At 42.1% G+C, this 24,146-nt stretch carries 21 protein-coding genes and 1 other annotated feature; of the genes, 20 read left to right on the forward strand and 1 reads right to left on the reverse strand.

Going from position 1 to position 24,146, the window contains the following annotated elements:
* Positions 1 to 214 precede the first annotated feature (214 nt).
* The 19 genes from IOC57_RS00870 to yihA all read left to right on the forward strand — a co-directional run bounded on the left by IOC57_RS00870 (position 215) and on the right by yihA (position 21,986).
* On the forward strand, positions 215 to 970 hold the full coding sequence (locus IOC57_RS00870; protein WP_207436946.1) for a DUF2087 domain-containing protein: 756 nt from the start codon (positions 215 to 217) through the stop codon (positions 968 to 970).
* Between the two features lie 18 nt (positions 971 to 988).
* On the forward strand, positions 989 to 1,345 hold the full coding sequence (locus IOC57_RS00875; RefSeq protein ID WP_207436947.1) for a GIY-YIG nuclease family protein: 357 nt from the start codon (positions 989 to 991) through the stop codon (positions 1,343 to 1,345).
* A 545-nt stretch (positions 1,346 to 1,890) separates the two neighbouring features.
* Positions 1,891 to 2,064 (forward strand): hypothetical protein, encoded by a 174-nt coding sequence (locus tag IOC57_RS00880; RefSeq protein ID WP_185152103.1) that lies wholly within the window; start codon positions 1,891 to 1,893, stop codon positions 2,062 to 2,064.
* 43 nt (positions 2,065 to 2,107) lie between these two features.
* Positions 2,108 to 2,467 carry a YidH family protein gene (locus IOC57_RS00885; protein ID WP_207436948.1) on the forward strand — a complete coding sequence of 120 codons (360 nt, stop codon included), beginning with the start codon at positions 2,108 to 2,110 and terminating at the stop codon, positions 2,465 to 2,467.
* Positions 2,468 to 2,893: 426 nt separating this feature from the next.
* A complete protein-coding gene (locus IOC57_RS00890) occupies positions 2,894 to 3,169 on the forward strand; it encodes a GNAT family N-acetyltransferase (RefSeq protein WP_207436949.1) in 276 nt (91 codons plus the stop codon).
* Positions 3,170 to 3,321: 152 nt separating this feature from the next.
* Positions 3,322 to 3,834, forward strand: coding sequence for a M15 family metallopeptidase (locus tag IOC57_RS00895; protein ID WP_207436950.1), 513 nt, complete (start codon positions 3,322 to 3,324; stop codon positions 3,832 to 3,834).
* Between the two features lie 308 nt (positions 3,835 to 4,142).
* Positions 4,143 to 4,401 (forward strand) — a binding site (T-box leader).
* Positions 4,402 to 4,516: 115 nt separating this feature from the next.
* Positions 4,517 to 6,232, forward strand: coding sequence for an acetolactate synthase large subunit (ilvB, locus tag IOC57_RS00900; RefSeq protein ID WP_207436951.1), 1,716 nt, complete (start codon positions 4,517 to 4,519; stop codon positions 6,230 to 6,232).
* Between the two features lie 3 nt (positions 6,233 to 6,235).
* Positions 6,236 to 6,748, forward strand: coding sequence for an acetolactate synthase small subunit (gene ilvN, locus IOC57_RS00905; RefSeq protein ID WP_207436952.1), 513 nt, complete (start codon positions 6,236 to 6,238; stop codon positions 6,746 to 6,748).
* Between the two features lie 64 nt (positions 6,749 to 6,812).
* The gene (ilvC, locus tag IOC57_RS00910; protein ID WP_063232805.1) at positions 6,813 to 7,841 is read left to right on the forward strand and encodes a ketol-acid reductoisomerase; all 1,029 of its coding nucleotides are present in this window, start codon (positions 6,813 to 6,815) and stop codon (positions 7,839 to 7,841) included.
* Positions 7,828 to 9,363 (forward strand): 2-isopropylmalate synthase, encoded by a 1,536-nt coding sequence (locus tag IOC57_RS00915; RefSeq protein ID WP_207436953.1) that lies wholly within the window; start codon positions 7,828 to 7,830, stop codon positions 9,361 to 9,363. Before ilvC ends, IOC57_RS00915 begins: the two co-directional genes overlap by 14 nt.
* A gap of 15 nt (positions 9,364 to 9,378) precedes the next feature.
* Positions 9,379 to 10,491 (forward strand): 3-isopropylmalate dehydrogenase, encoded by a 1,113-nt coding sequence (leuB, locus tag IOC57_RS00920; RefSeq protein WP_207436954.1) that lies wholly within the window; start codon positions 9,379 to 9,381, stop codon positions 10,489 to 10,491.
* A gap of 70 nt (positions 10,492 to 10,561) precedes the next feature.
* Positions 10,562 to 11,971 carry a 3-isopropylmalate dehydratase large subunit gene (gene leuC, locus IOC57_RS00925; protein ID WP_207436955.1) on the forward strand — a complete coding sequence of 470 codons (1,410 nt, stop codon included), beginning with the start codon at positions 10,562 to 10,564 and terminating at the stop codon, positions 11,969 to 11,971.
* Positions 11,972 to 11,999: 28 nt separating this feature from the next.
* Positions 12,000 to 12,599 carry a 3-isopropylmalate dehydratase small subunit gene (gene leuD / locus IOC57_RS00930; protein WP_207436956.1) on the forward strand — a complete coding sequence of 200 codons (600 nt, stop codon included), beginning with the start codon at positions 12,000 to 12,002 and terminating at the stop codon, positions 12,597 to 12,599.
* Between the two features lie 165 nt (positions 12,600 to 12,764).
* Positions 12,765 to 13,799, forward strand: a complete 1,035-nt coding sequence (locus tag IOC57_RS00935) for a tetratricopeptide repeat protein (RefSeq protein WP_207436957.1) — start codon at positions 12,765 to 12,767, stop codon at positions 13,797 to 13,799.
* A gap of 186 nt (positions 13,800 to 13,985) precedes the next feature.
* Positions 13,986 to 15,278 carry a trigger factor gene (tig, locus tag IOC57_RS00940; RefSeq protein ID WP_207437180.1) on the forward strand — a complete coding sequence of 431 codons (1,293 nt, stop codon included), beginning with the start codon at positions 13,986 to 13,988 and terminating at the stop codon, positions 15,276 to 15,278.
* 430 nt (positions 15,279 to 15,708) lie between these two features.
* Positions 15,709 to 16,977, forward strand: a complete 1,269-nt coding sequence (gene clpX / locus IOC57_RS00945) for an ATP-dependent protease ATP-binding subunit ClpX (protein WP_134782382.1) — start codon at positions 15,709 to 15,711, stop codon at positions 16,975 to 16,977.
* A 184-nt stretch (positions 16,978 to 17,161) separates the two neighbouring features.
* The gene (gene lonB, locus IOC57_RS00950; protein WP_207436958.1) at positions 17,162 to 18,832 is read left to right on the forward strand and encodes an ATP-dependent protease LonB; all 1,671 of its coding nucleotides are present in this window, start codon (positions 17,162 to 17,164) and stop codon (positions 18,830 to 18,832) included.
* A 254-nt stretch (positions 18,833 to 19,086) separates the two neighbouring features.
* Positions 19,087 to 21,408, forward strand: coding sequence for an endopeptidase La (gene lon / locus IOC57_RS00955; RefSeq protein ID WP_207436959.1), 2,322 nt, complete (start codon positions 19,087 to 19,089; stop codon positions 21,406 to 21,408).
* Complete coding sequence (yihA, locus tag IOC57_RS00960) at positions 21,405 to 21,986, forward strand: ribosome biogenesis GTP-binding protein YihA/YsxC (RefSeq protein WP_207436960.1); 582 nt, start codon at positions 21,405 to 21,407, stop codon at positions 21,984 to 21,986. Before lon ends, yihA begins: the two co-directional genes overlap by 4 nt.
* 73 nt (positions 21,987 to 22,059) lie before the next feature.
* Here the strand turns inward: yihA and IOC57_RS00965 are convergent, their stop codons facing one another.
* On the reverse strand, positions 22,060 to 22,542 hold the full coding sequence (locus IOC57_RS00965; protein WP_207436961.1) for a LiaI-LiaF-like domain-containing protein: 483 nt from the start codon (positions 22,540 to 22,542) through the stop codon (positions 22,060 to 22,062).
* Between the two features lie 253 nt (positions 22,543 to 22,795).
* Here IOC57_RS00965 and hemA point away from each other — a divergent pair, with 253 nt between their 5' ends.
* Positions 22,796 to 24,142 (forward strand): glutamyl-tRNA reductase, encoded by a 1,347-nt coding sequence (hemA, locus tag IOC57_RS00970; protein ID WP_207436962.1) that lies wholly within the window; start codon positions 22,796 to 22,798, stop codon positions 24,140 to 24,142.
* Positions 24,143 to 24,146 lie beyond the last annotated feature (4 nt).

Raw genomic sequence — 24,146 nt, forward strand, 5'->3', positions numbered from 1 at the left:
TATTCTATATTCTATATCGGCATAGTGCCATGGGAATTTTTTAATGGAGGGTGAATTCTCCTTACAGTGTTTGATGGGAAGACCTTCTGACTATCGAGGTCATTTTTGGATACTTTGCAGAAATTATAAATAAATCAAAAAAACATTGACAATATACAAACAAATTAATAATATGTTTATTATATTATAAACTTTATAGGGAAGTGTTTGTTTCGTGAAGGATGCTGAAATGTTTTGGGGCGCATCTCAGGATGAGCTTAAACAAGGGTATATCGAAGGTAAGAATCAATATGTTTGTTTGTTGTGCGGAAGTGCAATTGAAAAGGGGATAGTATACCCGAAAGATGGAATTCTTTATGAAGCGAAGAGGTATATGCGAATGCATATTGAACATGCACATCGTTCCGTTTTTGAATATTTGATTGATCTCGATAAAAAACTTACAGGTCTCACGGATCATCAAAATCGCCTTCTTCGCCTTTTTTACCAAGGGAAGAATGATGCTGAGGTTCAGGGGGAAATGGGAATTGGCAGTCCTTCCACCATTCGGAACCATCGCTTTGTGTTGAAAGAGAAAGAGCGTCAGGCTAAGTTGTTTTTAGCCCTGATGGAACTTTTGAAAGATAAAGATGAATATGCGCAGGCATTTATCCCGCTTCATCAAAAAGCTAGGATGGTCGATGATCGTTATAACGTTACCGAGGATGAAAAGTTGACTGTACTGAAAAAGTACTTCCCTAAAGGCAGTCAGGATGCATTGAAGTCTTTCCCGCCAAAGGAAAAACAAAGGCTGATCATTCTTCAAGAAATTATGAACCGTTTTGAAAATGGGCGGAAATACGAAGAAAAAGAAATCAATCAAATATTGGGTGCTGTTTATCATGATCATGTTCTTTTGAGGAGATATTTAATAGAATATGGATTCTTGGATAGAAAGCCTGATGGGAGCCAATATTGGCTGAAGAAATGATGACTGGAGGCGAGAAAGATGGATCGCAAAAAAGAATTGAAGCAATTATATAAAGAAACGAAGGTTGAAGCAGGGGTTTACCAAATCAGAAATACGGTAAATAATAAAGTCTTTATCGGAAGCACCAGGAATTTAAAGACATTGAAGGGGAAACAATTTGAATTGGAAATGGGAACAAACACGAACAAAGTGCTGCAAGGTGAGTGGAACCAATATGGGAAAGATGCTTTTTCTTTTGAGGTACTGGAGGTATTAAAGGCGAAAGAAACAGGATTTTTTGATGTGAAACGGGAATTGAAAAAACTTGAAGAAGAGTGGATGGAAAAAATACAGCCATATGAAGAACGAGGATACAATCGAATGAGATCCAATTGACTTGTACGTGGCCTTTAGAGAGTCTCCGTGATTCCCAGCTCTCGATTACCTTTCAGGCAGTTCCTTCATCATCCATAATGAAGGAAATATGGTAGCGATAATAATATATTCTGTGTTTATGATTAGGAGGTGCTGGGATGGGAAATGGAGATGGATATCCACGGTCGAAAAAAGGGTAGAAAACATTAAGGCATTCTATTTTCATATAACCTGTATTGGTTAATGTTTGTTTGTGATTATCCTGTAACGGTTCCTGATTATCGGTGGTTCCCTTATCGCTTTGGAGGGTGGGGGTTGGTGACCTGATACACGGAATTACTACCCTTTGCACCGTGAAACTTCAGGTCTGATTGACAAGAAAGAAAAATAAAGAATACATGGAAACGGATAAAAAGAACGGCTGGATTTGGGAGTGTTCAAACTGGGAGTCATTTATGACTCTTTTTGTGGGAAGATAATCAGGGATCTTGCTTGTTGTTAGTTTTTAAATGGTTTAAGCTAGTGATGAGGGACCTTTACTAAATAATTAATTTTAGGAGTTGCGAATGAAAAAAATAGGATGGGCCATAACGGGGATAGGAGCAATCATTGCGCTGGGGGCTTTGCTTTATCCTTTGAATGTCATTGATAAAACACTATGTATTTATTTATTGCTTGGCGGTGCAGGCCTAATGTTCGTCGGGTCTATGTTCAGGGCCTTTTTGCTCCTGAAAAGATGACTGATTTTAAGGTTGACCAAAAACGATCGATTAAGGTGATATCATGGAGAAAAACCAACTGAAACATGCCCAGCAGCATCTGGCTAATGAACGCACCTTCTTAGCATGGATAAGAACGGTGATTGCGATAGTGGGGGTTGGTTTTCTTGCGACAAGCCTGCATTTTACGATTGGTGTGCATCGGGATGCCCGGATTGACATGATCAGTATCGTGCTGGGGATGTTTGCATGTGCGTTGGGCCTTGTGATTACAGTGCTGGCGACGTTCGGTTTTCTTCAGAAGAAGCGGCAAATCAATGAAGGGACGTTCCAGCCCTCAAGTGCACACATCATTCTAATCGCTGTTTTCATGGTCATATTGTTATCGATGATCATTTTATATTTTATTTTCATAAAAGTTTAAGACTGTCCTAACCATATAGGACAGTTTTTTAGTTTCTACTATTATATACTTAATCTTACATCAATACGGAAAGATTTCTTCCATTAATAAAATTCAATCAAAAAAAAGAAGGCTGGAAAAAAACTGAATTGCATTTTGGTTACGAAAGAGTAATGAGGACTTTTAAAACATTTCATTCAGTATTGAACTAGTCTTTACCGGAAGTTTATATTCAGCTGCTAGGAAAAGATCGATCAAGTTTTGTCTTTTGCCTTCCTTGAAAAATGGTTTAACATCCATTTTTGTAAGTAAACTTAACATGGTCCATGCTAGCTTTAAGACTATTTGAAGTGTTTCAATTCATTCGATATCCATCATGTTTTAAATATTTGTTTAATTTCCATTTTGTGAGATATGATAAAGAGGAACTTAAAGGAGGTCATCAAGATGGTGGATATCAAAAAAGGTGAAGGTTCTTTTTTTGTCGAAGAATCTGGTGAGAAACTAGCGGAAATCACATTCTTTAAATCAGGGGATGATGAAATCACGGTCGATCATACCGTTGTTTCTGACAAGCTTCGCGGGCAAAAGGTAGGAAATGCCCTTGTTGAAAAGGTAGTAGGGTATGCGAGGGAGGAAAGACTGAAAATTGTTCCGGTATGTTCGTTCGTTCAAATACAATTTGAAAAATATGCAGAATACGAGGATGTATTGGCTAAATGAACCAGAGGGCTGGACCAGGGGATGATCAATATTCCTTGTGTTCAGCCCTTTGGTCATTTTTTCAGAAAATCCCTTCAATTCTCCAAGAAAATAATAGTAAAGGCCTTTCCGCCTACAGTATGGTTCGCATTTAATATAGGGGAGGTGCTAGGATGGCCATCAAGTTACAAACCCTATTGAATCGTGCAAAGGGAAATATGGGAAGCGGTATGAACCCGGTCGTGAATGAGACGATACTCGAAGTGGTTAAATTAGCTTATGAAGCGGGAATATTTGTTCAAATAACGGCTGGTTATCGAAGTTTCCCGGAACAAAAAGAATTGTATGAACGAGGCAGAAGGAATAAATCAATGCCAATCGTGACTTATGCCAGAGAGGGTCAATCCTTGCGTAACTATGGACTTGCTGTAGATTTTGTCATTGTTAGTGATGACGGCAAGCGGGCATTGTGGACAGAGCGCGAAAAGTGGACAAGGGTAGCAGCCATAGCAAAATCCCTGGGATTTGTTTGGGGAGGGGATTTTGAATTGTTCCGTGATTTTCCGCATCTTGGAATGTCAGGCGGTTTATCCACGAGAGATCTTCAAAAGGGATGGAGGCCGAATCTTGTATCAAGAGTGGCGTCAGCGAACAGTGAAAATGAAGCTGGAAGGGAAAAACGATGAACCGTTATTTGGGGAAATCATTATTAGTGACTGGCATCATGTGGGTAGATCGAGGGTATTTCAGTGGAGAAGTTTATTAGTTCTTTAATGATTTTGATGGGATATACGACGTTTTTAAAAATTAAAAATTGAAAAAACTTTTTTTATAGAATGTGGTCATGATGGGTATGTAAGCGGATACAACAATTCTTTTAATTTGGAATTATCTAAAAATTTAAAAAAACCTGTTGACTACTACCTGAAATACACGTAAGATAATCACAAATACAAGACATCAAACATAAGCGTTTCGAAAAATATGAATAATGCGAAAAGCATTGAAGAGGATAAGTAGTCTTTTAAAAAGGCAGTCACAGAGAGCCGGGTAGCTGAGAGCCGGTATTGTCCCAAAAGATGAACTCACCTTGGAGTTTCAGCTTGAACGTCAGACTAGTAGGGCTGAACGGGTGCGTACCAGTACCCGTTACCAAAACAGAGAATAGTGTAAGCTATTCAAAGTGCGCATGGAGTTTCATGCGAAAAAGGGTGGTACCGTGGAGTGGCTCATCAAGCCTTTTCACCCCTTTAACTTGCCGAGTGCAAGTACATTTGGGGTGAAAAGGCTTTTTTGTATGCCTAAAAAGCTGAAAATTCTGAATGTTAAGAAAGAATTTAATGAAAAGCGAAGGAGGTTTTTGACGAAATGACACAAAAGTCAGTTGTTGCTGATCGGAAAAGTGGAAAGACACATTATAGTGGTGCCGAATTTCTGCTGGATGCATTGAAAAAGGAAAATGTTGAAGTCATCTTTGGTTATCCGGGAGGTTCTGTATTGCCGATTTACGACAAGCTTTACAGTTCAGAACTTTTTCATATTTTGACAAGGCACGAACAAGGTGCGATTCATGCAGCGGAAGGGTACGCCAGGATTACCGGCAAGCCGGGGGTGGTCATAGTCACATCCGGTCCAGGGGCAACGAACATTGTCACCGGTTTGGCCGATGCAATGATTGATTCTTTGCCGCTTGTGGTAATTTCGGGTCAGGTAGCTACCAGTGTAATTGGTTCGGATGCTTTCCAGGAAGCTGATGTGCTGGGAATCACTACCCCGATCACAAAACATAACTATCAGGTAAGAAAGCCGGAAGACCTTCCGCGCATTATAAAAGAAGCCTTTTATATCGCTTCCAGCGGCCGGCCTGGTCCAGTATTAATCGATATACCTAAAGATATGGCCATCGTAGAAGGTGTATCGCCGGATAAGGAGCCAGAAATGAACCTTCCTGGCTATCAGCCGACGACCAAGCCGAATTACTTACAGATCAGAAAGCTTGTTGAAGCAGTAAGCGGAGCGAAGAGACCGGTCATTCTTGCAGGAGCAGGAGTCCTGCATGCAAAGGCCTCCCATCTATTAAAGGAATATGTCGAGCAGCAAGGCATTCCCGTCGTCCACACCTTATTGGGTCTTGGGGGCTTTCCGGCGGAACATCCTCACTTTACCGGAATGGGTGGTATGCATGGCTGCTATGCAGCAAACATGGCGTTATCGAAATGTGATTTATTAATCAATATCGGTGCCAGGTTCGATGATCGATTGACTGGGAATCTAGCGAAATTTGCACAGCATGCAACCGTGGCCCATATCGATATTGATCCAGCGGAAATCGGTAAAAATGTGCCGACAAAAATTCCTGTCGTCGGAAGTGCCAAGGAAGCACTGGCGGAGTTGATTGCGCAAAATGGCAAGAAACCGGAAATTGATGAATGGACAGCACAGCTGACTGCATGGAAGGAAGAGTTTCCATTGCGCTATACACATGAAGAAGGTGTACTGAAACCTCAGCGGGTCATCCAGATGCTTCATGAAAAAACGAATGGGGAGGCCATTGTTACGACGGATGTTGGACAGCATCAAATGTGGGCAGCACAATACTATCCGTTTAACAAACCGAATTCATGGGTCACTTCCGGTGGATTGGGGACGATGGGCTTTGGCTTACCTTCGGCTCTCGGAGCGCAACTGGCGAATCCGAAAGCGACGGTGCTTTCCATTTCGGGGGATGGTGGATTCCAGATGTGCCTGCAGGAACTTTCAGTCATTGCCGAAATGAATCTGCCAATCAAAATCATCATCGTCAACAACGGAGCACTCGGGATGGTAAGACAGTGGCAGGAACTCTTTCATGATAACCGTTTCTCACACAGTATTTTTCAATCGCATCCGGATTTCGTGAAATTGGCCGATGCTTATGGGATTCCGGGATACAAAGTGACGACGGAGGAAGAAGCAAGCAACTGCCTGGATGTAGCGTTAAAGACTGATGGTCCGGTGTTGATTGATTTCCGTGTAAAACAAAAAGAAAATGTCTTTCCGATGGTAGCACAAGGAAAAGGGCTTGATGAAATGGAAGGAGTTTAATCAATGAAGGGAATTCTTAGCCTCACCGTGAACAACCGGCCAGGCGTCCTGAATCGGATTACGAACCTGTTCACGAAAAGAAATTATAACATTGAAAGCATGACTGTCGGACCTTCCGAACAGGATGGCATTTCTAGGATGACCTTCGTGGTCGATGTTGATGACGAAGCCGTCGTTGAACAGATCACCAAGCAATTGAATAAGCAAATCGATGTTTTGAAAGTATATGATATTACGAATCAATCGATCGTGGCGAGGGAACTTGCACTCATTAAAATATTGGTGACCACACAAACCCGAGCCGAGATCTATTCAGTCATCGAACCCTTCCGAGCGTCAGTTATTGATGTCAGCAAAGATAGCCTGACAGTTCAAATCACTGGGGAATCGGATAAAATCGAAGCCTTCATTGAACTGATTAAGCCATATGGCATCAAGGAATTGGCAAGGACAGGGACAGCCGCCATCCCGCGTGGAATGCAAATTGCACACGCTAAGAGTGCGACAATCGTATAAAACCAAACAAAACAAAACAAAAAAACAAAACAAAAACAATGATGAAAAGGGAGATGTAATTATTATGGCAAAAGTATATTATAACGCAGAGGCAAACGAGAATTTCTTCAACAATAAAAAGGTAGCGGTCATCGGATACGGTTCACAAGGACACGCACACGCACAAAACCTACGTGACAGCGGTGTAGATGTAATCATCGGAATCAGGAAAGGTAAATCTTTCGATAAAGCGGTGGAAGACGGCTTTAATGTTTACACAGTGAAAGAAGCGGCTGAACAGGCAGACGTGATCATGAACCTATTACCGGATGAAACTCAGCCCAAAGTATACCAAGAAGAAATCAAACCGGTATTGCGTGCAGGTCAAGCGTTAATGTTCGCACACGGATTCAACGTCCATTTCAATCAAATCGTTCCTCCGGCAGACGTAGATGTATTATTAGTTGCTCCAAAAGGTCCGGGACATCTTGTTCGCCGTACATATGAACAAGGTGCAGGGGTGCCGGCATTATTCGCAATCCATCAAAATGTTACGGGTGAAGCAAGAGAATTAGCCCTTGCGTACGCTCGGGGAATCGGTTCTTTAAGAGCTGGCGGTTTGGAAACTACTTTCCAGGAAGAAACGGAAACGGATCTATTTGGAGAACAGGCCGTACTTTGCGGCGGATTGACTGCCCTTGTGAAAGCTGGCTTCGAAACCTTGACAGAAGCTGGATATCAACCGGAAGTAGCATATTTCGAGTGTTTACATGAACTTAAATTAATCATCGACCTTATGTATGAAGGCGGTATGGAAAACATGCGCTATTCCATTTCTGACACAGCTCAATGGGGTGATTTCGTTTCGGGACCACGCGTTGTGACGGAAACTACGAAAGAGGCCATGAAAGCGATCTTGAAAGACATCCAAGACGGTGAGTTCGCTAAAGGATGGATCTTGGAGAACCAAGCGAATCGTCCAGTCTTCAATGCTATCAATAATCGTGAAAACCAACATCAAATCGAAGTGGTTGGCCGTGAGTTAAGAAAAATGATGCCATTTGTAAAACCTCAACAAAAAGAGAAAGAAGTGGTAGCCGTTGCGAAAAATTAATATATTTGAAACTACACTTCGAGATGGGGAGCAATCAGCCGGTGTAAATTTGAATTTTACCGAAAAACTTGAAATTGCTTATCAGCTTGAAAGATTGGGTGTTGATATTATCGAAGCTGGTTTTCCGGCAGCTTCCAAAGGGGATTTCAACTCTGTACAGGAAATCGCGCGCAAAATTAAAAACAGCTCTGTCACAGGGCTGGCGCGTGCTGTAAAAGGAGATATTGATGCCGCTTGGGATTCATTAAGGGGCGGCGCAGAACCAAGATTGCATACGTTCATTGCCACTTCGCCCATTCATCGTGAATATAAGTTAAAAATGTCGAAGCAGCAAGTGATTGAAAAGTCGGTTGAAATGGTCAAGTACGGGGCAGCACGTTTTCCGATCGTACAATGGTCTGCAGAAGATGCAAGCCGTACAGAGCTTGACTATTTGGCTGAAATCGTTGAAGCGGTCATTCAAGCTGGGGCCAAGGTCATTAACATTCCGGATACTGTAGGGTATGCAGCTCCAATCGAATACGGAAACATTTTCAGATACCTTCGTGAACATGTTCCTTCTATTGATAAAGTCAGTTTATCGGCACACTGCCATGATGATCTTGGTATGGCAACGGCCAATTCATTGGCTGCCATAGAAGGCGGGGCTACGCAAGTCGAAGGCACAATTAACGGAATTGGTGAACGTGCCGGGAATGTGGCGCTTGAAGAAGTGGCTATGGCTCTCTACATCCGTAAAGATTTCTATCAAGCGGGAACGGATCTTGTATTGAATGAAATTAAAAGGACCAGTGATTTGGTCAGCCGCCTTACGGGAATGCAAGTTCCTGCAAATAAAGCCATAATTGGTGCCAATGCATACGCACATGAATCTGGCATTCACCAGGATGGCGTGTTAAAAGAAAAAACGACATACGAAATCATATCACCTGAACTCGTCGGGGTTTCGTCCAATTCACTCGTTTTAGGGAAACATTCAGGCCGGCATGCTTTCAAAGAAAGATTACAAGAGTTGAACTTTACGGTAACGGATGAGGAAATGAATTCATTATTCGTCCAATTCAAGGAATTGGCCGATAATAAAAAGACGATGACGGATGAAGATATCGTTGCGCTGGTGCTTGAAGAGAAAGCGACGGATATCAGTTTTTATGACATGGTTTCCTTACAGATTTCCCACGGTACCCATCAGACGGCGACAGCGACGGTTACACTGAAAAAAGGCGATAATGAAGAGATTCAGGAAGCGGCTACAGGTGCAGGCAGTGTTGAAGCCCTATATAACACGCTTGAAAGATGTTTGGGCAGCGAGATCAACTTACTGGACTATCGAATCCAATCGGTAGGTGGCGGAATGGATGCCCTTGCTCAGGTCTTTGTGAAAATTAATTATAACGGTGTGGAAACTAGCGGCCGCGGTCTTGATCAGGACGTTTTGGAGGCATCCGCTAAAGCGTATTTGAATGCCGTGAACCGTGTGATCATCATGAAGGAACTGGAAGAAAAAGCAGTATTACTATAGGAAGGGGAGATTTCGATGAAAAGGAATATTGCGGTGCTTCAAGGAGATGGCATCGGGAAAGAAGTAACAAGAGGCGCTGTAGAAATCCTCGAAGCCGTTGCCCAAAGATATGGACACGATTTTGAGTTTCAATATGGTGAGATTGGAGGCGGAGCCATCGATAACACAGGTTCGCCCCTGCCGGATGAAACAGTGGAGATTTGTAAAAACAGCGATGCGGTATTATTAGGGGCCGTTGGAGGACCTAAGTGGGATGACCAGCCTGCGCACCTAAGACCGGAACGAGGGTTGTTGAAAATCCGAAAAGATTTGAATCTTTATGCTAACATCCGTCCAATCAGCTATTATTCCAGCTTGTCGGAATCTTCTCCTCTTAAAAAGGAATTCATTGAAGATGTGGATTTCGTGATTGTCAGGGAACTAACTGGCGGTCTTTATTTCGGAAAGCCAAGTGAGCGCGTTGAAAAAGAAGGGAAAGAGGCGGTCGTCGATACACTTTTCTATCAGAAAAGCGAAATGAAGCGCATCATTGAACTTGCTTTTGCATTAGCATCGGATCGAAAGAAAAAAGTAACATCTGTGGATAAAGCGAATGTTCTTGAATCCAGCAGGATGTGGCGTGAGACGGCTGAAGAAATTGCCAAGGACTATCCGGATGTAATGCTTGAACATATGCTTGTCGATAATGCAGCCATGCAATTGATAAAAAACCCAAAACAATTTGATATTATCGTGACGGAGAATATGTTCGGTGATATTTTAAGCGATGAAGCTTCAGTATTGACTGGCTCGCTTGGAATGCTTCCTTCCGCCTCTATATCAACAAAAGGGCCTAATCTATATGAACCGATTCATGGTTCCGCCCCGGATATTGCCGGCAAAAACCTGGCTAATCCGATTGGGACGATTTTATCAGCAGCTTCCATGCTGCGTCTATCCTTCGGTTTGGAAGATGAGGCACAAGCCGTTGAGAAGGCGGTGGAAACGGTCCTTGAATATGGCTTGAGAACAGGTGATATCGCAAATGGCCAACCGAATATTACGTCTACTTCAGAGATGATTGCAGAAATAAAAGCAAATCTTTTAGACCAGGAAGCCATTTCCAACATCATGGGAGCTTACGCATAAACTTCTTTCACGGCCTAACATTAGGCCGTGTTTTTTAAAAAAATATGAGTTTGAACGAGGTGGGATAAAGATGGGAAAATCGATAATCGAGAAAATATGGGATCGTCATATTGTAAATGAAGAGGAGAATAAACCGGATTTAATATATATAGACCTTCAATATATTCATGAAGTGACCTCTCCGCAAGCATTTGAAGGGCTGAGATTAAAAGGACGCAAAGTCAGGAGACCCGACCGTACTTTCGCGACGATGGATCATAATGTGCCAACTGTTAATCGCTATTTCATCGAGGATGATATTGCAAGGAAACAATTAGAGGCACTTGAGCAAAACTGTAAGGAGTTCGGTATCCGCCTTGCTGATTTAGACAGCCCGGAACAAGGTATCGTTCACGTTATCGGGCCGGAATTAGGGCTTACACAGCCAGGGATGACGATTGTCTGCGGAGACAGCCATACCTCCACACATGGTGCGTTTGGCTCGATTGCGTTTGGAATCGGTACGAGTGAGGTCGAGCATGTTTTGGCCACACAAACCCTATGGCAAACAAAACCCAAAACATTAAAGCTTGAGGTTAATGGCAAACTTGGTCATGGCGTCATGGCGAAAGATGTCATTTTATATGTGATTTCTAAATTCGGCGTCGATTTCGGTACGGGACATGTCATTGAGTATTGTGGTGAAGTTTTCCGGGATATGTCAATGGAAGAGAGAATGACGGTTTGTAATATGTCGATCGAAGGCGGGGCAAGAGCGGGGCTGGTAGCTCCCGATGAAACAACGTTCTCTTATTTGAAAGGACGTAAATATTTGCCGAAAGGAGAAGAGTTCGAGCAATGTGTCCAGGACTGGAAGTCGCTTTCCAGTGATGGGGATGCTGTATATGATCAAGAAATCATTCTTGATGGCAGTCTGATTTCACCAATGGTCAGCTGGGGGACAAATCCTGGAATGGCTAGTGGGGTGGACGGAAATGTACCTACCTTCGCAGAAGATATCATGGATCCTAAGGAACTGAATCGAGCGATTGAGTATATGGGTCTTGAGGAAGGCATGCCGATCACGGAAATTCCCGTACAACATGTATTCATAGGGTCGTGTACCAATTCACGCATTGAGGACTTACGGCAAGCCGCAGAAATGATCGAAGGCCAAACTGTTCAAAAAGGGGTTCGGGCGATGGTCGTTCCCGGTTCACAAAGCGTCAAAAGGCAAGCGGAAGATGAAGGGTTGGATGAGGTTTTCAAATCTGCGGGCTTCGAATGGCGCGAATCGGGCTGCAGCATGTGCCTGAGCATGAACCCTGACGTGGTTCCAGCCGGTGAGCATTGTGCCTCCACGAGTAATCGGAACTTTGAAGGCAGGCAAGGGGCTGGGGCAAGAACACACCTGGTTAGTCCGGCTATGGCTGCCGCGGCCGCCATACATGGGAAATTTGTCGATATTAGGAATTTGAAAAGAGCTGAACAAGTCCATTAAGAATACGAATTAACCGGAGGTGCAGAAAATGGAACCCATTACTATATATAAAGGAAGAGCGGCGGCACTTGACCGAAAAAACGTGGATACGGACCAAATCATTCCAAAGCAATTTTTAAAAAGGATTGAGCGAAGCGGATTTGGCGAATTTTTATTCTATAACTGGCGTTTTGATGAAAATGGAAAAAAACGTCCTGAATTTGAATTGAATCAGCCGCATAATCAAAACACGTCCATTTTAATAGCAGGTGAAAATTTTGGCTGTGGTTCTTCGCGTGAGCATGCCCCTTGGTCATTGAAAGACTATGGATTCGATATCATCATCGCTCCGTCTTATGCAGATATCTTTAAAAGTAATTGCATGAAAAATGGCATGGTCCCCATCGCCTTAACCCAGACTGAAGTAAACTATTTAATGGAGAGAGTGACGGCACCCGATTATGAGTTGACGATCGACCTTCCCAATCAGACATTGAAAGATGGTCAAGGGTTTGAAACAAGTTTTGAAATTCATCCATATTGGAAGGAAATGCTCATCAAAGGCTGGGATGAAATTTCGATAACGCTTCAATATGATAAAGAGATTTCTGCCTTTGAATCTCAAAAAAAGGCTGTTTCGAGTATTTAATAGAAAAAGATCATTTCCCGTTCTCCTTTCTTATTTGAAAGGAAGCGGGATTTTTTTTATCGGAAAAGACGGAAAGACGTTCATCCGCCCATATAAATTTTTGTGTTTCCTGCTATTACATGCTAAACTGTTTCTCAAAAAGCGAACGGTGAGGCGGAAAATAGGATGGATGATGAGAACAACCAAAAGAAGGCTGGAGAAACCAAAATTATCGCCTTTCCAAATCTCGGTGAAAGGCTGATTGTAAAAGGACTGGATGAGCTTGGAAACAGAAACTTTAAAGAGGCTGCACAGCTTTTCAGCCAAGCCAGGGAATATGAGCCCGAAAATGATGAAGTTTGCATGGGGCTAGTGGTCTCGCTAGTCGAGCTTGAGTATTACCAGGAGTCAAAAGAGTTGTGTATAGAGATGCTGCATAAAGGTATCGGTGACTATTTTCAACTGATCAATATTTATTTGATGGTACTGCTGCAATTAGGCGAGCATCAGGAAATGGTCACGACGATTGAGCTTCTATTTGAAGAAAGCCAAATTCCCTTTGATAAAGAGGAACATTTCGAAAAGATGCTTCAGTTCAGTAAAAGGGCCCTTGAGGATAAAAAAGAGGAGAAGGAAAGGCAAAATCAGCAGCTTTCAGAGGAATTGCAGGAGGATGAACTTTTTGAAGGGAAAACGGATAATGAAATGCTAATGGTCATTTCAAAACTCACGAATATCAATATTCGGCCGTTTATCCCTCAAATCGAAGAATTTCTACAAAAAGATGAGGGACACCCTTTCTTTAAAACGATGCTTCTTAACATCCTCATCGACCAGGAATATAACGAGGAATTGACTCTGCGGAAATTCAATCAATCGAAGCCGGTCATACCAAGGGAATTGAAAAGTTTGAAGGAGACGGAATTCTATAAGAAGGTAACCGGACTGACCGAAGAGGAAATCAGTCAGGATAACCCAAGCTTATTTGAAATGGTCCATAGTTTGATCGAACGTCATTCTTTTTTATTGTTTCCTTTTGAACCCGGCGCTGAAAGCTTGCCTGCATGGGCAGCTGCCTACCACTCCTTGGCGGAAGAATACATGACCGGGGAAGTTTTCGGGAGGGGCTTATCCGGCCTTTACCAGGCTGATGAGGAAAACGTGGCTGATATTCTTTCCTTTATAAAAGAAATTGAAGAAATTTCTTATCCCATTATTTAAGCTATTGCTGTTGTAACAGATTAATCCTGTGGTATAATGTAGTGGTTGTAATGTACAATCGTCTAATTTTGACGATTTCCCCAATATTTTTTTTGGGTATATTTGAAGGATGACTTGTTAAGACTTGCAAAGCATATTCATCCAATGCTTATTATTGAAGTATATAGATTTTTTGGAGGGAAACACATGTCTGTAAAATGGGAAAAACAAGAAGGTAATCAAGGCGTACTAACAATTGAAGTTGACGCTGCAAAAGTAAACGAAGGTTTAGACGCCGCTTTCAAAAAAGTAGTGAAACAAGTAAATGTACCTGGCTTCCGTAAAGGTAAAATGCCACGTCAAATGTTCGAAAAAAAATTCGGCGTAGAATCGCTTTACCAAGATGCGCTTGATATCATTCTTCCGGATGCTTATGCAAATGCTGTCGAAGAAGCTGGAATTCAGCCTGTAGATCGTCCAGAAATCGACATCGAAAAAATGGAAAAAGGCGAAAACCTGATCTTCACTGCAACTGTAACAGTTAAGCCAGAAGTTAAATTGGGAGATTACAAAGGTGTTGAAGTTGAAAAATTCAATACTGAAGTAACTGACGAAGATGTTGAAAACGAATTGAAAACTTTGCAAGAGCGTCAAGCTGAGCTTGTTGTTAAAGAAGAAGGACAAGCTGCTGAAGGCGATACAGTCGTTCTTGATTTTGAAGGATTCGTAGATGGTGAAGCATTCGAAGGCGGAGCTTCAGAAAACCATTCATTGGAAATCGGTTCAAACTCTTTCATTCCCGGATTTGAAGAGCAACTAGTTGGTCTTGAAACTGGAGCTGAAAAAGATATTGAAGTTACATTCCCTGAAGAATACCATGCTGCTGAACTTGCAGGTAAACCAGCGGTATTCAAAGTGAAAATTCACGAAATCAAAACAAAACAACTTCCTGAATTGGATGATGAGTTCGCGAAAGATGTCGACGACGAAGTGGAAACTTTGGCTGAACTTAAAGAAAAAACAAAACATAAATTAGAGCATGACAAAAAACATGAAGAAGAAAACTTCATTCAAAACACTGTAATTGGTAAAGCTGTTGAAGGTGCAGAAATGGACGTTCCTGAAGCGATGATTTCAAACGAAGTTGACCGCATGATGAATGAATTCTCTCAACGCATTCAATCTCAAGGTCTTAATTTGGAACTTTACTACCAATTCTCAGGTCAAGACGAAGAAGCTTTAAAAGCGCAAATGAAAGAAGAAGCTGAAGGGCAAGTTCGTACGAGCCTAACTCTTGAAGCGATCGCTGAAGTTGAAAAACTTGAAGCGACTGACGAAGATGTAGAAGCAGAACTTGCACAAATGGCTACTATGTACAATATGGAAGTTGACGCGATCAAACAAGCTCTTGGAAACTTAGAAGGAATCAAAGGCGATCTTAAAATTAAGAAAGCGATTGACTTCTTGGTAGAAAACAGCAAAACAGTTGACGCAAAATAATTTTTATAAATAAGTAGATTTAAATATTTCCTTTTAAAAAAACAAGGCGCGAGTAATCGTGCCTTGTTTTATACATATTGAGAATTAGGTTAATTTTAAATATCGGTTATTTCCTGATTGATTTTTTTTGGATTTCGGTGTAGATTAGTTCTAATACCGCATATACATATTTATACAGCAAATCCTGCTTTTAAAAATCCAAAGTTTTGGGCATACTGGTAAAGGGCATATACATATTGATTGATTATTGTACTTAATTAACAACTCGGACCGCGAGCATTTTTGTTACTAAACTTCCAAGAACATGATAAAATGCAAAACATACTAGGGATTTTGGAATGTTTAAGTAGATGTGCGCCCGATTTTTTTCATTACGATTGGGTACCGCTATGTAATAGAGTTGGAAGAGTATTTAAAGGGGTGAACGTACATGTTTAAATTTAATGATGAAAAAGGACAGTTAAAATGTTCTTTTTGCGGTAAAACACAAGAACAAGTCCGTAAACTGGTTGCTGGTCCAGGTGTCTATATTTGTGACGAGTGTATAGAACTTTGTACGGAGATCGTCGAAGAAGAGCTGGGCACTGATGAAGAAGTAGAATTCAGGGATGTTCCTAAACCTATGGAAATCCGTGAAATTCTTGACGAATATGTGATTGGACAAGAACAGGCAAAGAAATCGTTGGCTGTCGCTGTTTACAACCATTATAAACGTATCAATTCCAATAGCAAAGTCGACGATGTCGAGCTTTCTAAAAGTAACATAGCCCTAATTGGACCGACTGGAAGCGGGAAAACCCTGCTTGCGCAAACATTGGCGCGATTACTGAATGTACCTTTTGCCATTGCTGATGCCACTTCATTGACGGAAGCTGGATATGTTGGGGAAGATGTCGAAAACATCCTTCTAAAATTGATCCAAGCAGCTGATTATGATGTGGAAAAAGCGGAAAAAGGCATCATTTATATTGATGAAATCGATAAAGTTGCCCGTAAATCGGAAAATCCTTCTATTACACGTGACGTTTCTGGTGAAGGTGTGCAACAGGCTTTATTGAAAATTCTTGAAGGAACGGTTGCAAGCGTTCCGCCTCAAGGTGGACGTAAACATCCGCATCAGGAATTCATCCAAATCGATACGACCAATATTTTATTCATCTGCGGCGGCGCCTTTGATGGCATCGAACCGATCATCAAACGCCGTCTGGGTCAAAAAGTCATTGGCTTTGGCTCTGATGTGAAAAAGGATGATATCGCAGAAAAAGAATTGCTTTCCAAAGTCCTTCCTGAAGACTTGCTTCGTTTCGGATTAATTCCGGAATTCATCGGACGTCTTCCGGTAATTGCGACTCTTGAGCAATTGGATGAAGCCGCTTTGATTGAAATCCTTACAAAGCCGAAAAATGCCCTTGTTAAACAATATCAAAAATTACTTGAGCTTGACGATGTGGAATTGGAATTCGAACAGGAAGCACTAAGTGAAATTGCTAAAAAGGCAATTGAACGTAAAACTGGTGCACGTGGTCTGCGATCCATCATCGAAGGCATCATTCTTGAAGTGATGTTCGATCTGCCTTCACGTGATGATGTTGCAAAATGTGTAATCACAGGCAGCACGATTTCGAAAAATGAATCACCAAAACTTGTCCTTAAAGACGGTACCACCATCAAAGGTCAAGAAAAGAAAACATCTGCTTGATTATTAAGGAAAAGCAAGACTGCCAGTTCATCCTGGCAGTCTTTTTCTTTGTCCCTTTTTTCAACTTGTTGATATTTAGGATAAAAACGCCAAAATTTTCAACACGAATTTCTTGGATAATTTCGCCCTTCCAAAGGAGATACTAACAGAAATGACAAACTAGGAGAGTGCAGGAGGGAATGCGATGAATTGGACAGGATTGGCGTTGTTTATCCAGCTATTTTTTGGGATTATTATTGGATTGTATTTTTTAAACTTATTGAAAGGCCAGCGAACACAAAAAGTTTCCATTGACCGTGATTCACGTAAGGAGATGGATCAATTACGGAAGATGAGATCGATTTCGTTAACGGAGCCATTGGCAGAAAAGGTTAGACCAAGCACATTCGATGAAATCATCGGTCAAGAAGATGGGATTAAATCTTTAAAAGCTGCTTTATGTGGACCAAATCCCCAGCATGTGATAATTTACGGCCCTCCAGGGGTAGGGAAAACGGCAGCTGCCAGACTTGTTTTGGAAGAGGCGAAGAAAAATGGCAAGTCCCCTTTTAAGAATTCGGCCGTTTTCGTTGAATTGGACGCCACTACAGCCAGGTTCGATGAACGAGGGATAGCTGATCCGCTCATTGGTTCTGTGCACGATCCAATTTACCAAGGAGCCGGGGCAATGGGTCAGGCTGGCATTCCGCAGCCAAAGCAGGGTGCAGTCAGCAATGCTCATGGAGGCGTACTGTTCATAGATGAAATAGGGGAGCTTCATCCCATACAGATGAATAAACTGTTAAAGGTATTGGAGGATCGTAAGGTCTTTCTGGAAAGTGCTTATTATCAAGAGGAAAATCAAAATATTCCCACTCACATCCATGATATTTTTAAAAATGGACTACCGGCTGACTTTCGATTGATTGGAGCCACAACTAGAACGCCAAATGAAATCGCGCCTGCGATACGCTCAAGATGCATCGAAGTGTTTTTCCGTGAACTAGATCGGGAAGAAATTATCACCGTCGCTAAGAATGCTTCAGATAAAGTGGGGATCACCATCAGTGAAAATGGCTTGCAGTCGATTTCAGATTATGCCCGAAATGGCAGGGAGGCTGTCAACATGATTCAGACTCTTGCTGGAATATCCATTAATGAGAACAGGACTTTTATCAGAGAAGAAGATATAGATTGGATGGCCCATAGCAGTCAGCTGACCCAAAGAATGGACAGGAAGATAGAATCGAATTCTAAAATAGGCCTTGTCAACGGTCTTGCAGTCTATGGTCCCAACAGCGGTGCCTTACTGGAAATCGAGGTTACGGTCATGGCTGCCGCTGATGAAAAAGGTTCGATAAACATCACCGGCATCGTTGAAGAAGAAAGTCTCGGCGGCGGGGGAGGCAAATCGGTTCGCCGCAAGAGCATGGCAAAAGGTTCGATTGAAAATGTCATTACGGTTTTACGATCGATGGGAGTGCCTGCTAGCCAATTCGATATCCATGTGAACTTTCCAGGCGGAAGTCCCGTAGATGGACCTTCCGCAGGAATTGCAATGGCCACGGGCATATACTCGGCCATATATAAAATCCCTGTTGACCACACCGTGGCGATGACTGGAGAAATAAGCATTCATGGTGGCGTTAAACCGATCGGCGGTGTCATTCCGAAAATCAAGGCGGCTAAACTTGCCGGGGCAAAGAAAGTGATCATCCCAGCCGAAAACATGCAGCCACTACTAACAGAAATCAAGGATATAGAAATCATTCCCGTTTCGAATGTGAAAGAAGTGCTGGATCTGGCACTGAAAAAGGAATTGATGTCGGAACAAATCCTCACTACCTTGGACCTGTCAAAAAAAGAAAGTGTATAAAGGAAATGCCCCGGCTAAAAACAGAACCGGGGCATTTTAAGGACCATATTGGCATTCCCGACAGACTTGACGTGAAAATTAACACGCATTCAGACGTGCTTTTTTATCTGATATTGGAGATAATAATAGCAGTCGAAACGTGTTAAGGTAAACGAATAGACACTTCTATATAAATAGGATAGAATTGTTAAAAGGTTGAGAACATGGGTAAATAGTTTACAACGACGATACTAATTAGATGGAGGTGTCAGGAAATGACTGATAAAGAAATCATCGTCCCCCTCCTGCCGCTTAGAGGACTGCTTGTATATCCAACGATGGTACTTCATTTAGATGTAGGCCGAGATAAATCGGTACAAGCCCTTGAGAAAGCAATGGTGGAAGACCATCTTATATTTTTGACGACACAACAAGATGTTTCGTTGGACGAACCAGGTGAAGAAGATTTATTTACAATGGGAACTTTAACAAAGGTAAAACAGATGTTGAAGCTTCCGAATGGTACAATCCGGGTGTTGGTGGAAGGGTTGAACCGCGGAGAGGTCATTGAATTTTACGATTATGAGACACATTATGGTGCCAAGATTAAAATATATGAAGACAGTGATGAAAAGGATGCTGAACATCAAGCGTTAATGCGCACCCTACTGGATTATTTTGAACAATACATAAAAATGTCCAAGAAAATAACCGGTGAAACGTTTTCGTCCACTTCGGATATTGAAGAGCCTGGGCGATTAGCGGATATAATCGCTTCCCATTTGCCTTTGAAATTGAAGGAGAAGCAAGAAGTTCTGGAGACCATTGATATGAAAGAGCGTTTAAGCCGTGTAATCGAGATCATCAATAACGAGAAAGAAGTTCTTTTTCTCGAGAAAAAGATCGGCCAGCGTGTTAAGCGTTCAATGGAACGGACTCAAAAAGAATATTATTTACGTGAACAAATGAAAGCGATCCAAAAGGAATTGGGCGATAAAGAAGGAAAGACAGGGGAAATTGAGGTCCTCAACGAAAAGATAGAAGAAGCGGGGATGCCTGAGCACATCAAAGAAACGGCATTAAAGGAATTGGACCGTTATGAAAAAGTTCCTTCCAGCTCGGCAGAGAGTTCTGTCATCCGCAATTATATCGAATGGTTGATCTCGCTTCCTTGGACCAAATCGACCAAAGATGATTTGAACATTCATAAAGCCGAAAAAATCCTGAATCGGGACCACCATGGATTGGAAAAGGTGAAGGAACGGGTGCTTGAGTATTTAGCCGTTCAGCAATTGACCAATTCATTGAAGGGACCGATCCTTTGCTTGGTGGGACCACCAGGGGTAGGGAAAACCAGCTTGGCTAAATCGATCGCATCATCCCTGAATAGGAATTTCGTCCGTATCTCCTTAGGTGGGGTGCGGGATGAATCAGAAATCCGCGGACATCGCCGCACATATGTAGGGGCGATGCCGGGACGGATCATTCAAGGCATGAAAAAAGCCGGAACGATCAATCCAGTCTTTTTACTGGATGAAGTGGATAAGATGTCCAATGACTTTAGGGGAGATCCATCTGCAGCGATGCTGGAAGTGCTCGATCCAGAGCAAAATCATAATTTCAGCGATCATTATATTGAAGAAACCTACAATCTATCCAAAGTCATGTTCGTGGCGACAGCGAATAATTTGGGATCGATTCCCGGTCCGCTTCGTGATCGTATGGAAATCATTTCGATTGCAGGTTATACTGAGATAGAGAAGCTTCATATAGCCAAGGATCACTTGCTGCCTAGACAGCTGGAAAACCATGGCCTATTGAAGACACAACTGCAAATCCGTGAGGAAGCTCTTACTAAAATCATCCGTTACTATACTCGGGAAGCCGGTGTTCGGAGTCTGGAGCGACAGCTTGCAAGCATCTGTCGGAAGACTGCAAAAATCATCGTGTCCGGAGATAAAAAGCGGGTCGTCATTTCCGAAAAGAATGTCGAGGAGTTTTTAGGGAAAACCATGTTTCATTATGGACAGGCGGAAGTCGAGAACCAAGTCGGTGTAGCTAATGGTTTAGCATACACGTCGGTAGGCGGCGATACGCTGCAAATCGAGGTTTCCTTATCACCAGGTAAAGGCAAGCTGATCCTGACAGGAAAGCTTGGCGATGTCATGAAAGAATCAGCCCAGGCTGCTTTCAGTTATGTCCGTTCAAAAACAGAGAAACTTCAGATTGATGCAAACTTCCATGAAAAATATGATATTCATATTCATGTCCCTGAAGGTGCGGTCCCGAAAGATGGCCCTTCTGCAGGCATCACGATTGCAACAGCGTTAATATCGGCCCTTACAAATAGGCCGATCAGAAAAGAGGTAGGCATGACAGGCGAAATTACATTACGCGGACGGGTTCTTCCGATCGGCGGGCTTAAAGAAAAATCTTTAGCGGCCCATCGCGCAGGACTTACGAAAATCATCATCCCGCAAAATAACGAAAAGGATATTGATGATATCCCGGAAAGTGTCCGTAAAGCATTAACTTTTGTTCCAGTTTCACACGTCGATGAAGTCCTTGAACATGCATTGGTAGGTGTGAACGAATGAAAGTGACGAGTTCAGATATTGTCATCAGTGCTGTGAAGCCTGAACAATATCCAAATACTCCAATACCGGAATTTGCCTTGGCAGGCCGTTCCAACGTTGGGAAATCCAGTTTCATTAACAAAATGATCAATCGAAAAAACTTGGCGCGCACATCCTCTAAACCGGGTAAGACGCAGACCTTGAATTTTTATATCATAAATGAGTCCCTCCATTTTGTGGATGTACCGGGTTATGGTTATGCAAAAGTATCTAAGACGGAGCGTGATGCTTGGGGGAGAATGATCGAAACGTACTTCACTTCCCGTGATCAGCTCCGCGCTGCGCTTCTGATCGTCGACTTGCGTCATCCGCCGACAAAGGATGATATCGCAATGTATGAATTCCTGAAGCATTATGATTTGCCCCGGATCGTTATTGCGACCAAAGCGGATAAAATCCCAAAAGGCAAATGGCAGAAACATTTGAAAATCACACGCCAAACGTTAAATATGGAAAAAGAAGATGAATTGCTTCTATTCTCTGGTGAAACAGGCGAAGGTAAGGAACAAGCATGGGGCGTCCTTAAGAAATATATGTAAAAGAAAGGGGTATTCCGCATCTGGAATACCCTTTTTCATATGAAATCCGTAATACATTGCGAATCGGCAATTTTCATTTTTTTCGAACCAAAAAATAAATGCCGATTGCCATCAAGGCAAATGGCCAAAACCTTTCGATGTTCGCAGTGCTTGTTTCAACAATCCCGAAAGACGTAGTGATTTTATCATAGAATAAGAATAGGATCGAGATGATGAGTATGATCATTCCGTGAAACATTCCAGAATTTGTTTTACGTGCCCGGAGAATAAATCCCAGCGAGATGATTAAAATAAAGATACCTATATTATCCGGCCAAATATCCAGATTCTCGACGATGTGGAAGTGAGCCCCGAACCCCAGTAAGATTACGCCTGGCAGGATGGACTCATATTCATTACCGCTATATGCCTGAATCAGGAAGGCGGCACCAACTATACATAATAAAGTGGGCCAGCTGAAAAAGCCTGGAAAGATTTCGATTTGGGAGCGTTCAAGAAAAAAATAGAGTCCGAAACCGATTAAAACGATTCCTGGGAAAATACGCTGCGTTTTCATTTTATCCTCCTATGCAATTCGATTACTTGAAGTTTTTTGCCATTTTTGATATGGTACTTTTGTACACAATGTCGAAATATGTATGTAACTTAGAAATCTCGCTTAGGCACCTTTTGTAGCCATTCAGGCGTTTTGGCTGTCTTTTCATGGTAGCATACGTTTTCATAAACTGTTCATATTATTTGCGTGAAACCATTTTAGTACATGGTATAATAAATTTACATGAAAAATTTTGGGGGTGCAAAACAAAAGGATGCATATTCTAGCGGTTGGTATAAATTACAAAACTGCCCCTGTAGAAATTCGGGAAAAACTATCGTTTAACGAAGCCGAACTTGCCGAGGCAATGAAAGCTCTTAAAAATAAAAAAAGCATCTTGGAAAATATTATTATTTCAACATGTAACAGAACGGAAATATATGCGGTTGGTGACCAGCTTCATACAAGCAGGTATTATATAAAGGAATTTCTTTCGGAATGGTTTAATATCGATAAAGAAGAATTTTCTAAATATCTGTTCATTTATGAAGGCGATGGGGCAGTCGAGCATTTATTTTCAGTTACCTGCGGCTTGAATTCGATGATACTGGGAGAAACTCAGATTTTGGGACAAGTACGTTCAAGCTATCTGTTAGGGCAGAAGGAAGATACGATCGGTACCGTTTTTAACCATCTCTTTAAGCAAGCCCTTACATTAGCTAAAAAAGCCCATTCGGAAACCGAAATCAATACCAATGCCGTTTCCGTCAGCTATGCGGCAGTCGAGCTTGCAAAAAAAATCTTTGGAGGCCTGAACGGCAAGAATGTCTTGATTCTTGGGGCTGGTAAGATGGGTGAGCTGGCCATTCAAAATCTGCATAGCAATGGCGCCGACAGCATTACAGTCATTAACCGCACCTTTCAGAAAGCGGTCGACCTGGCTGAGAGATTCAATGGTACGGCGAAACAGTTACAAGAACTGCAATGCGCTTTAGTGGAAGCCGATATCCTGATTACTTCCACTGGATCAAAAGATCTTCTTGTAACAAAGGAAATGATGTCATTCGTCAATAAGCTTCGTAAAGGGCGTCCTATTTTCATGGTCGATATCGCAGTGCCACGTGACCTCGATCCAACATTGGCCGAGCTGGAAAATGTCTTCTTGTATGACATTGACGATCTTGAAGGGATCGTTCAGGCCAATATCGAAGAACGGAAGAAAGCTGCCGAGAAAATTGAATTGATGATTGAATCTGAAATAGTGGACTTCAACCAATGGATTAATTTGCTTGGTGTGGTTCCCGTCATTTCTTCCTTACGGGAAAAATCCCTATCGATACAAAAGGAAACGATGGAAAGCATCGAAAGAAAACTTCCGCATTTGAGCGAACGCGACAAAAAAGTCCTGAACAAGCATACGAAAAGCATCATCAACCAAATGCTGAAAGATCCGATTCTTTATGCTAAAGAGCTGGCAGATGAACCGAATGCTAAAGAGCAATTAAATAATTTCGTGAAAATCTTCAATTTAGAGGAATTGATTGAAGACCAGCTGGTTGCGGATGAAAAAGAACGGAACAGCTCCAAGGCATCCCTATTGAATCCAGTTCCTGTCCAGTAACGAG

Origin of the sequence: Bacillus sp. SD075 (genome assembly GCF_017355165.1) — a bacterium.
In the GTDB taxonomy this organism is placed as follows: domain Bacteria; phylum Bacillota; class Bacilli; order Bacillales; family DSM-1321; genus Peribacillus.

What these genes read in the sequence shown, in the direction of transcription:
- IOC57_RS00885 (WP_207436948.1), top strand. Translation starts at nt 2,108, where the DNA reads ATGGAGAAAAACCAACTGAAACATGCCCAGCAGCATCTGGCTAATGAA.
- IOC57_RS00935 (WP_207436957.1), top strand. Translation starts at nt 12,765, where the DNA reads ATGGATGATGAGAACAACCAAAAGAAGGCTGGAGAAACCAAAATTATC.
- IOC57_RS00895 (WP_207436950.1), top strand. Translation starts at nt 3,322, where the DNA reads ATGGCCATCAAGTTACAAACCCTATTGAATCGTGCAAAGGGAAATATG.
- ilvB (WP_207436951.1), top strand. Translation starts at nt 4,517, where the DNA reads ATGACACAAAAGTCAGTTGTTGCTGATCGGAAAAGTGGAAAGACACAT.
- IOC57_RS00965 (WP_207436961.1), bottom strand. Translation starts at nt 22,542, where the DNA reads ATGAAAACGCAGCGTATTTTCCCAGGAATCGTTTTAATCGGTTTCGGA.
- leuC (WP_207436955.1), top strand. Translation starts at nt 10,562, where the DNA reads ATGGGAAAATCGATAATCGAGAAAATATGGGATCGTCATATTGTAAAT.
- leuB (WP_207436954.1), top strand. Translation starts at nt 9,379, where the DNA reads ATGAAAAGGAATATTGCGGTGCTTCAAGGAGATGGCATCGGGAAAGAA.
- IOC57_RS00880 (WP_185152103.1), top strand. Translation starts at nt 1,891, where the DNA reads ATGAAAAAAATAGGATGGGCCATAACGGGGATAGGAGCAATCATTGCG.
- IOC57_RS00890 (WP_207436949.1), top strand. Translation starts at nt 2,894, where the DNA reads ATGGTGGATATCAAAAAAGGTGAAGGTTCTTTTTTTGTCGAAGAATCT.
- yihA (WP_207436960.1), top strand. Translation starts at nt 21,405, where the DNA reads ATGAAAGTGACGAGTTCAGATATTGTCATCAGTGCTGTGAAGCCTGAA.
- lonB (WP_207436958.1), top strand. Translation starts at nt 17,162, where the DNA reads ATGAATTGGACAGGATTGGCGTTGTTTATCCAGCTATTTTTTGGGATT.
- IOC57_RS00875 (WP_207436947.1), top strand. Translation starts at nt 989, where the DNA reads ATGGATCGCAAAAAAGAATTGAAGCAATTATATAAAGAAACGAAGGTT.
- clpX (WP_134782382.1), top strand. Translation starts at nt 15,709, where the DNA reads ATGTTTAAATTTAATGATGAAAAAGGACAGTTAAAATGTTCTTTTTGC.
- lon (WP_207436959.1), top strand. Translation starts at nt 19,087, where the DNA reads ATGACTGATAAAGAAATCATCGTCCCCCTCCTGCCGCTTAGAGGACTG.
- tig (WP_207437180.1), top strand. Translation starts at nt 13,986, where the DNA reads ATGTCTGTAAAATGGGAAAAACAAGAAGGTAATCAAGGCGTACTAACA.
- ilvN (WP_207436952.1), top strand. Translation starts at nt 6,236, where the DNA reads ATGAAGGGAATTCTTAGCCTCACCGTGAACAACCGGCCAGGCGTCCTG.
- hemA (WP_207436962.1), top strand. Translation starts at nt 22,796, where the DNA reads ATGCATATTCTAGCGGTTGGTATAAATTACAAAACTGCCCCTGTAGAA.
- ilvC (WP_063232805.1), top strand. Translation starts at nt 6,813, where the DNA reads ATGGCAAAAGTATATTATAACGCAGAGGCAAACGAGAATTTCTTCAAC.
- leuD (WP_207436956.1), top strand. Translation starts at nt 12,000, where the DNA reads ATGGAACCCATTACTATATATAAAGGAAGAGCGGCGGCACTTGACCGA.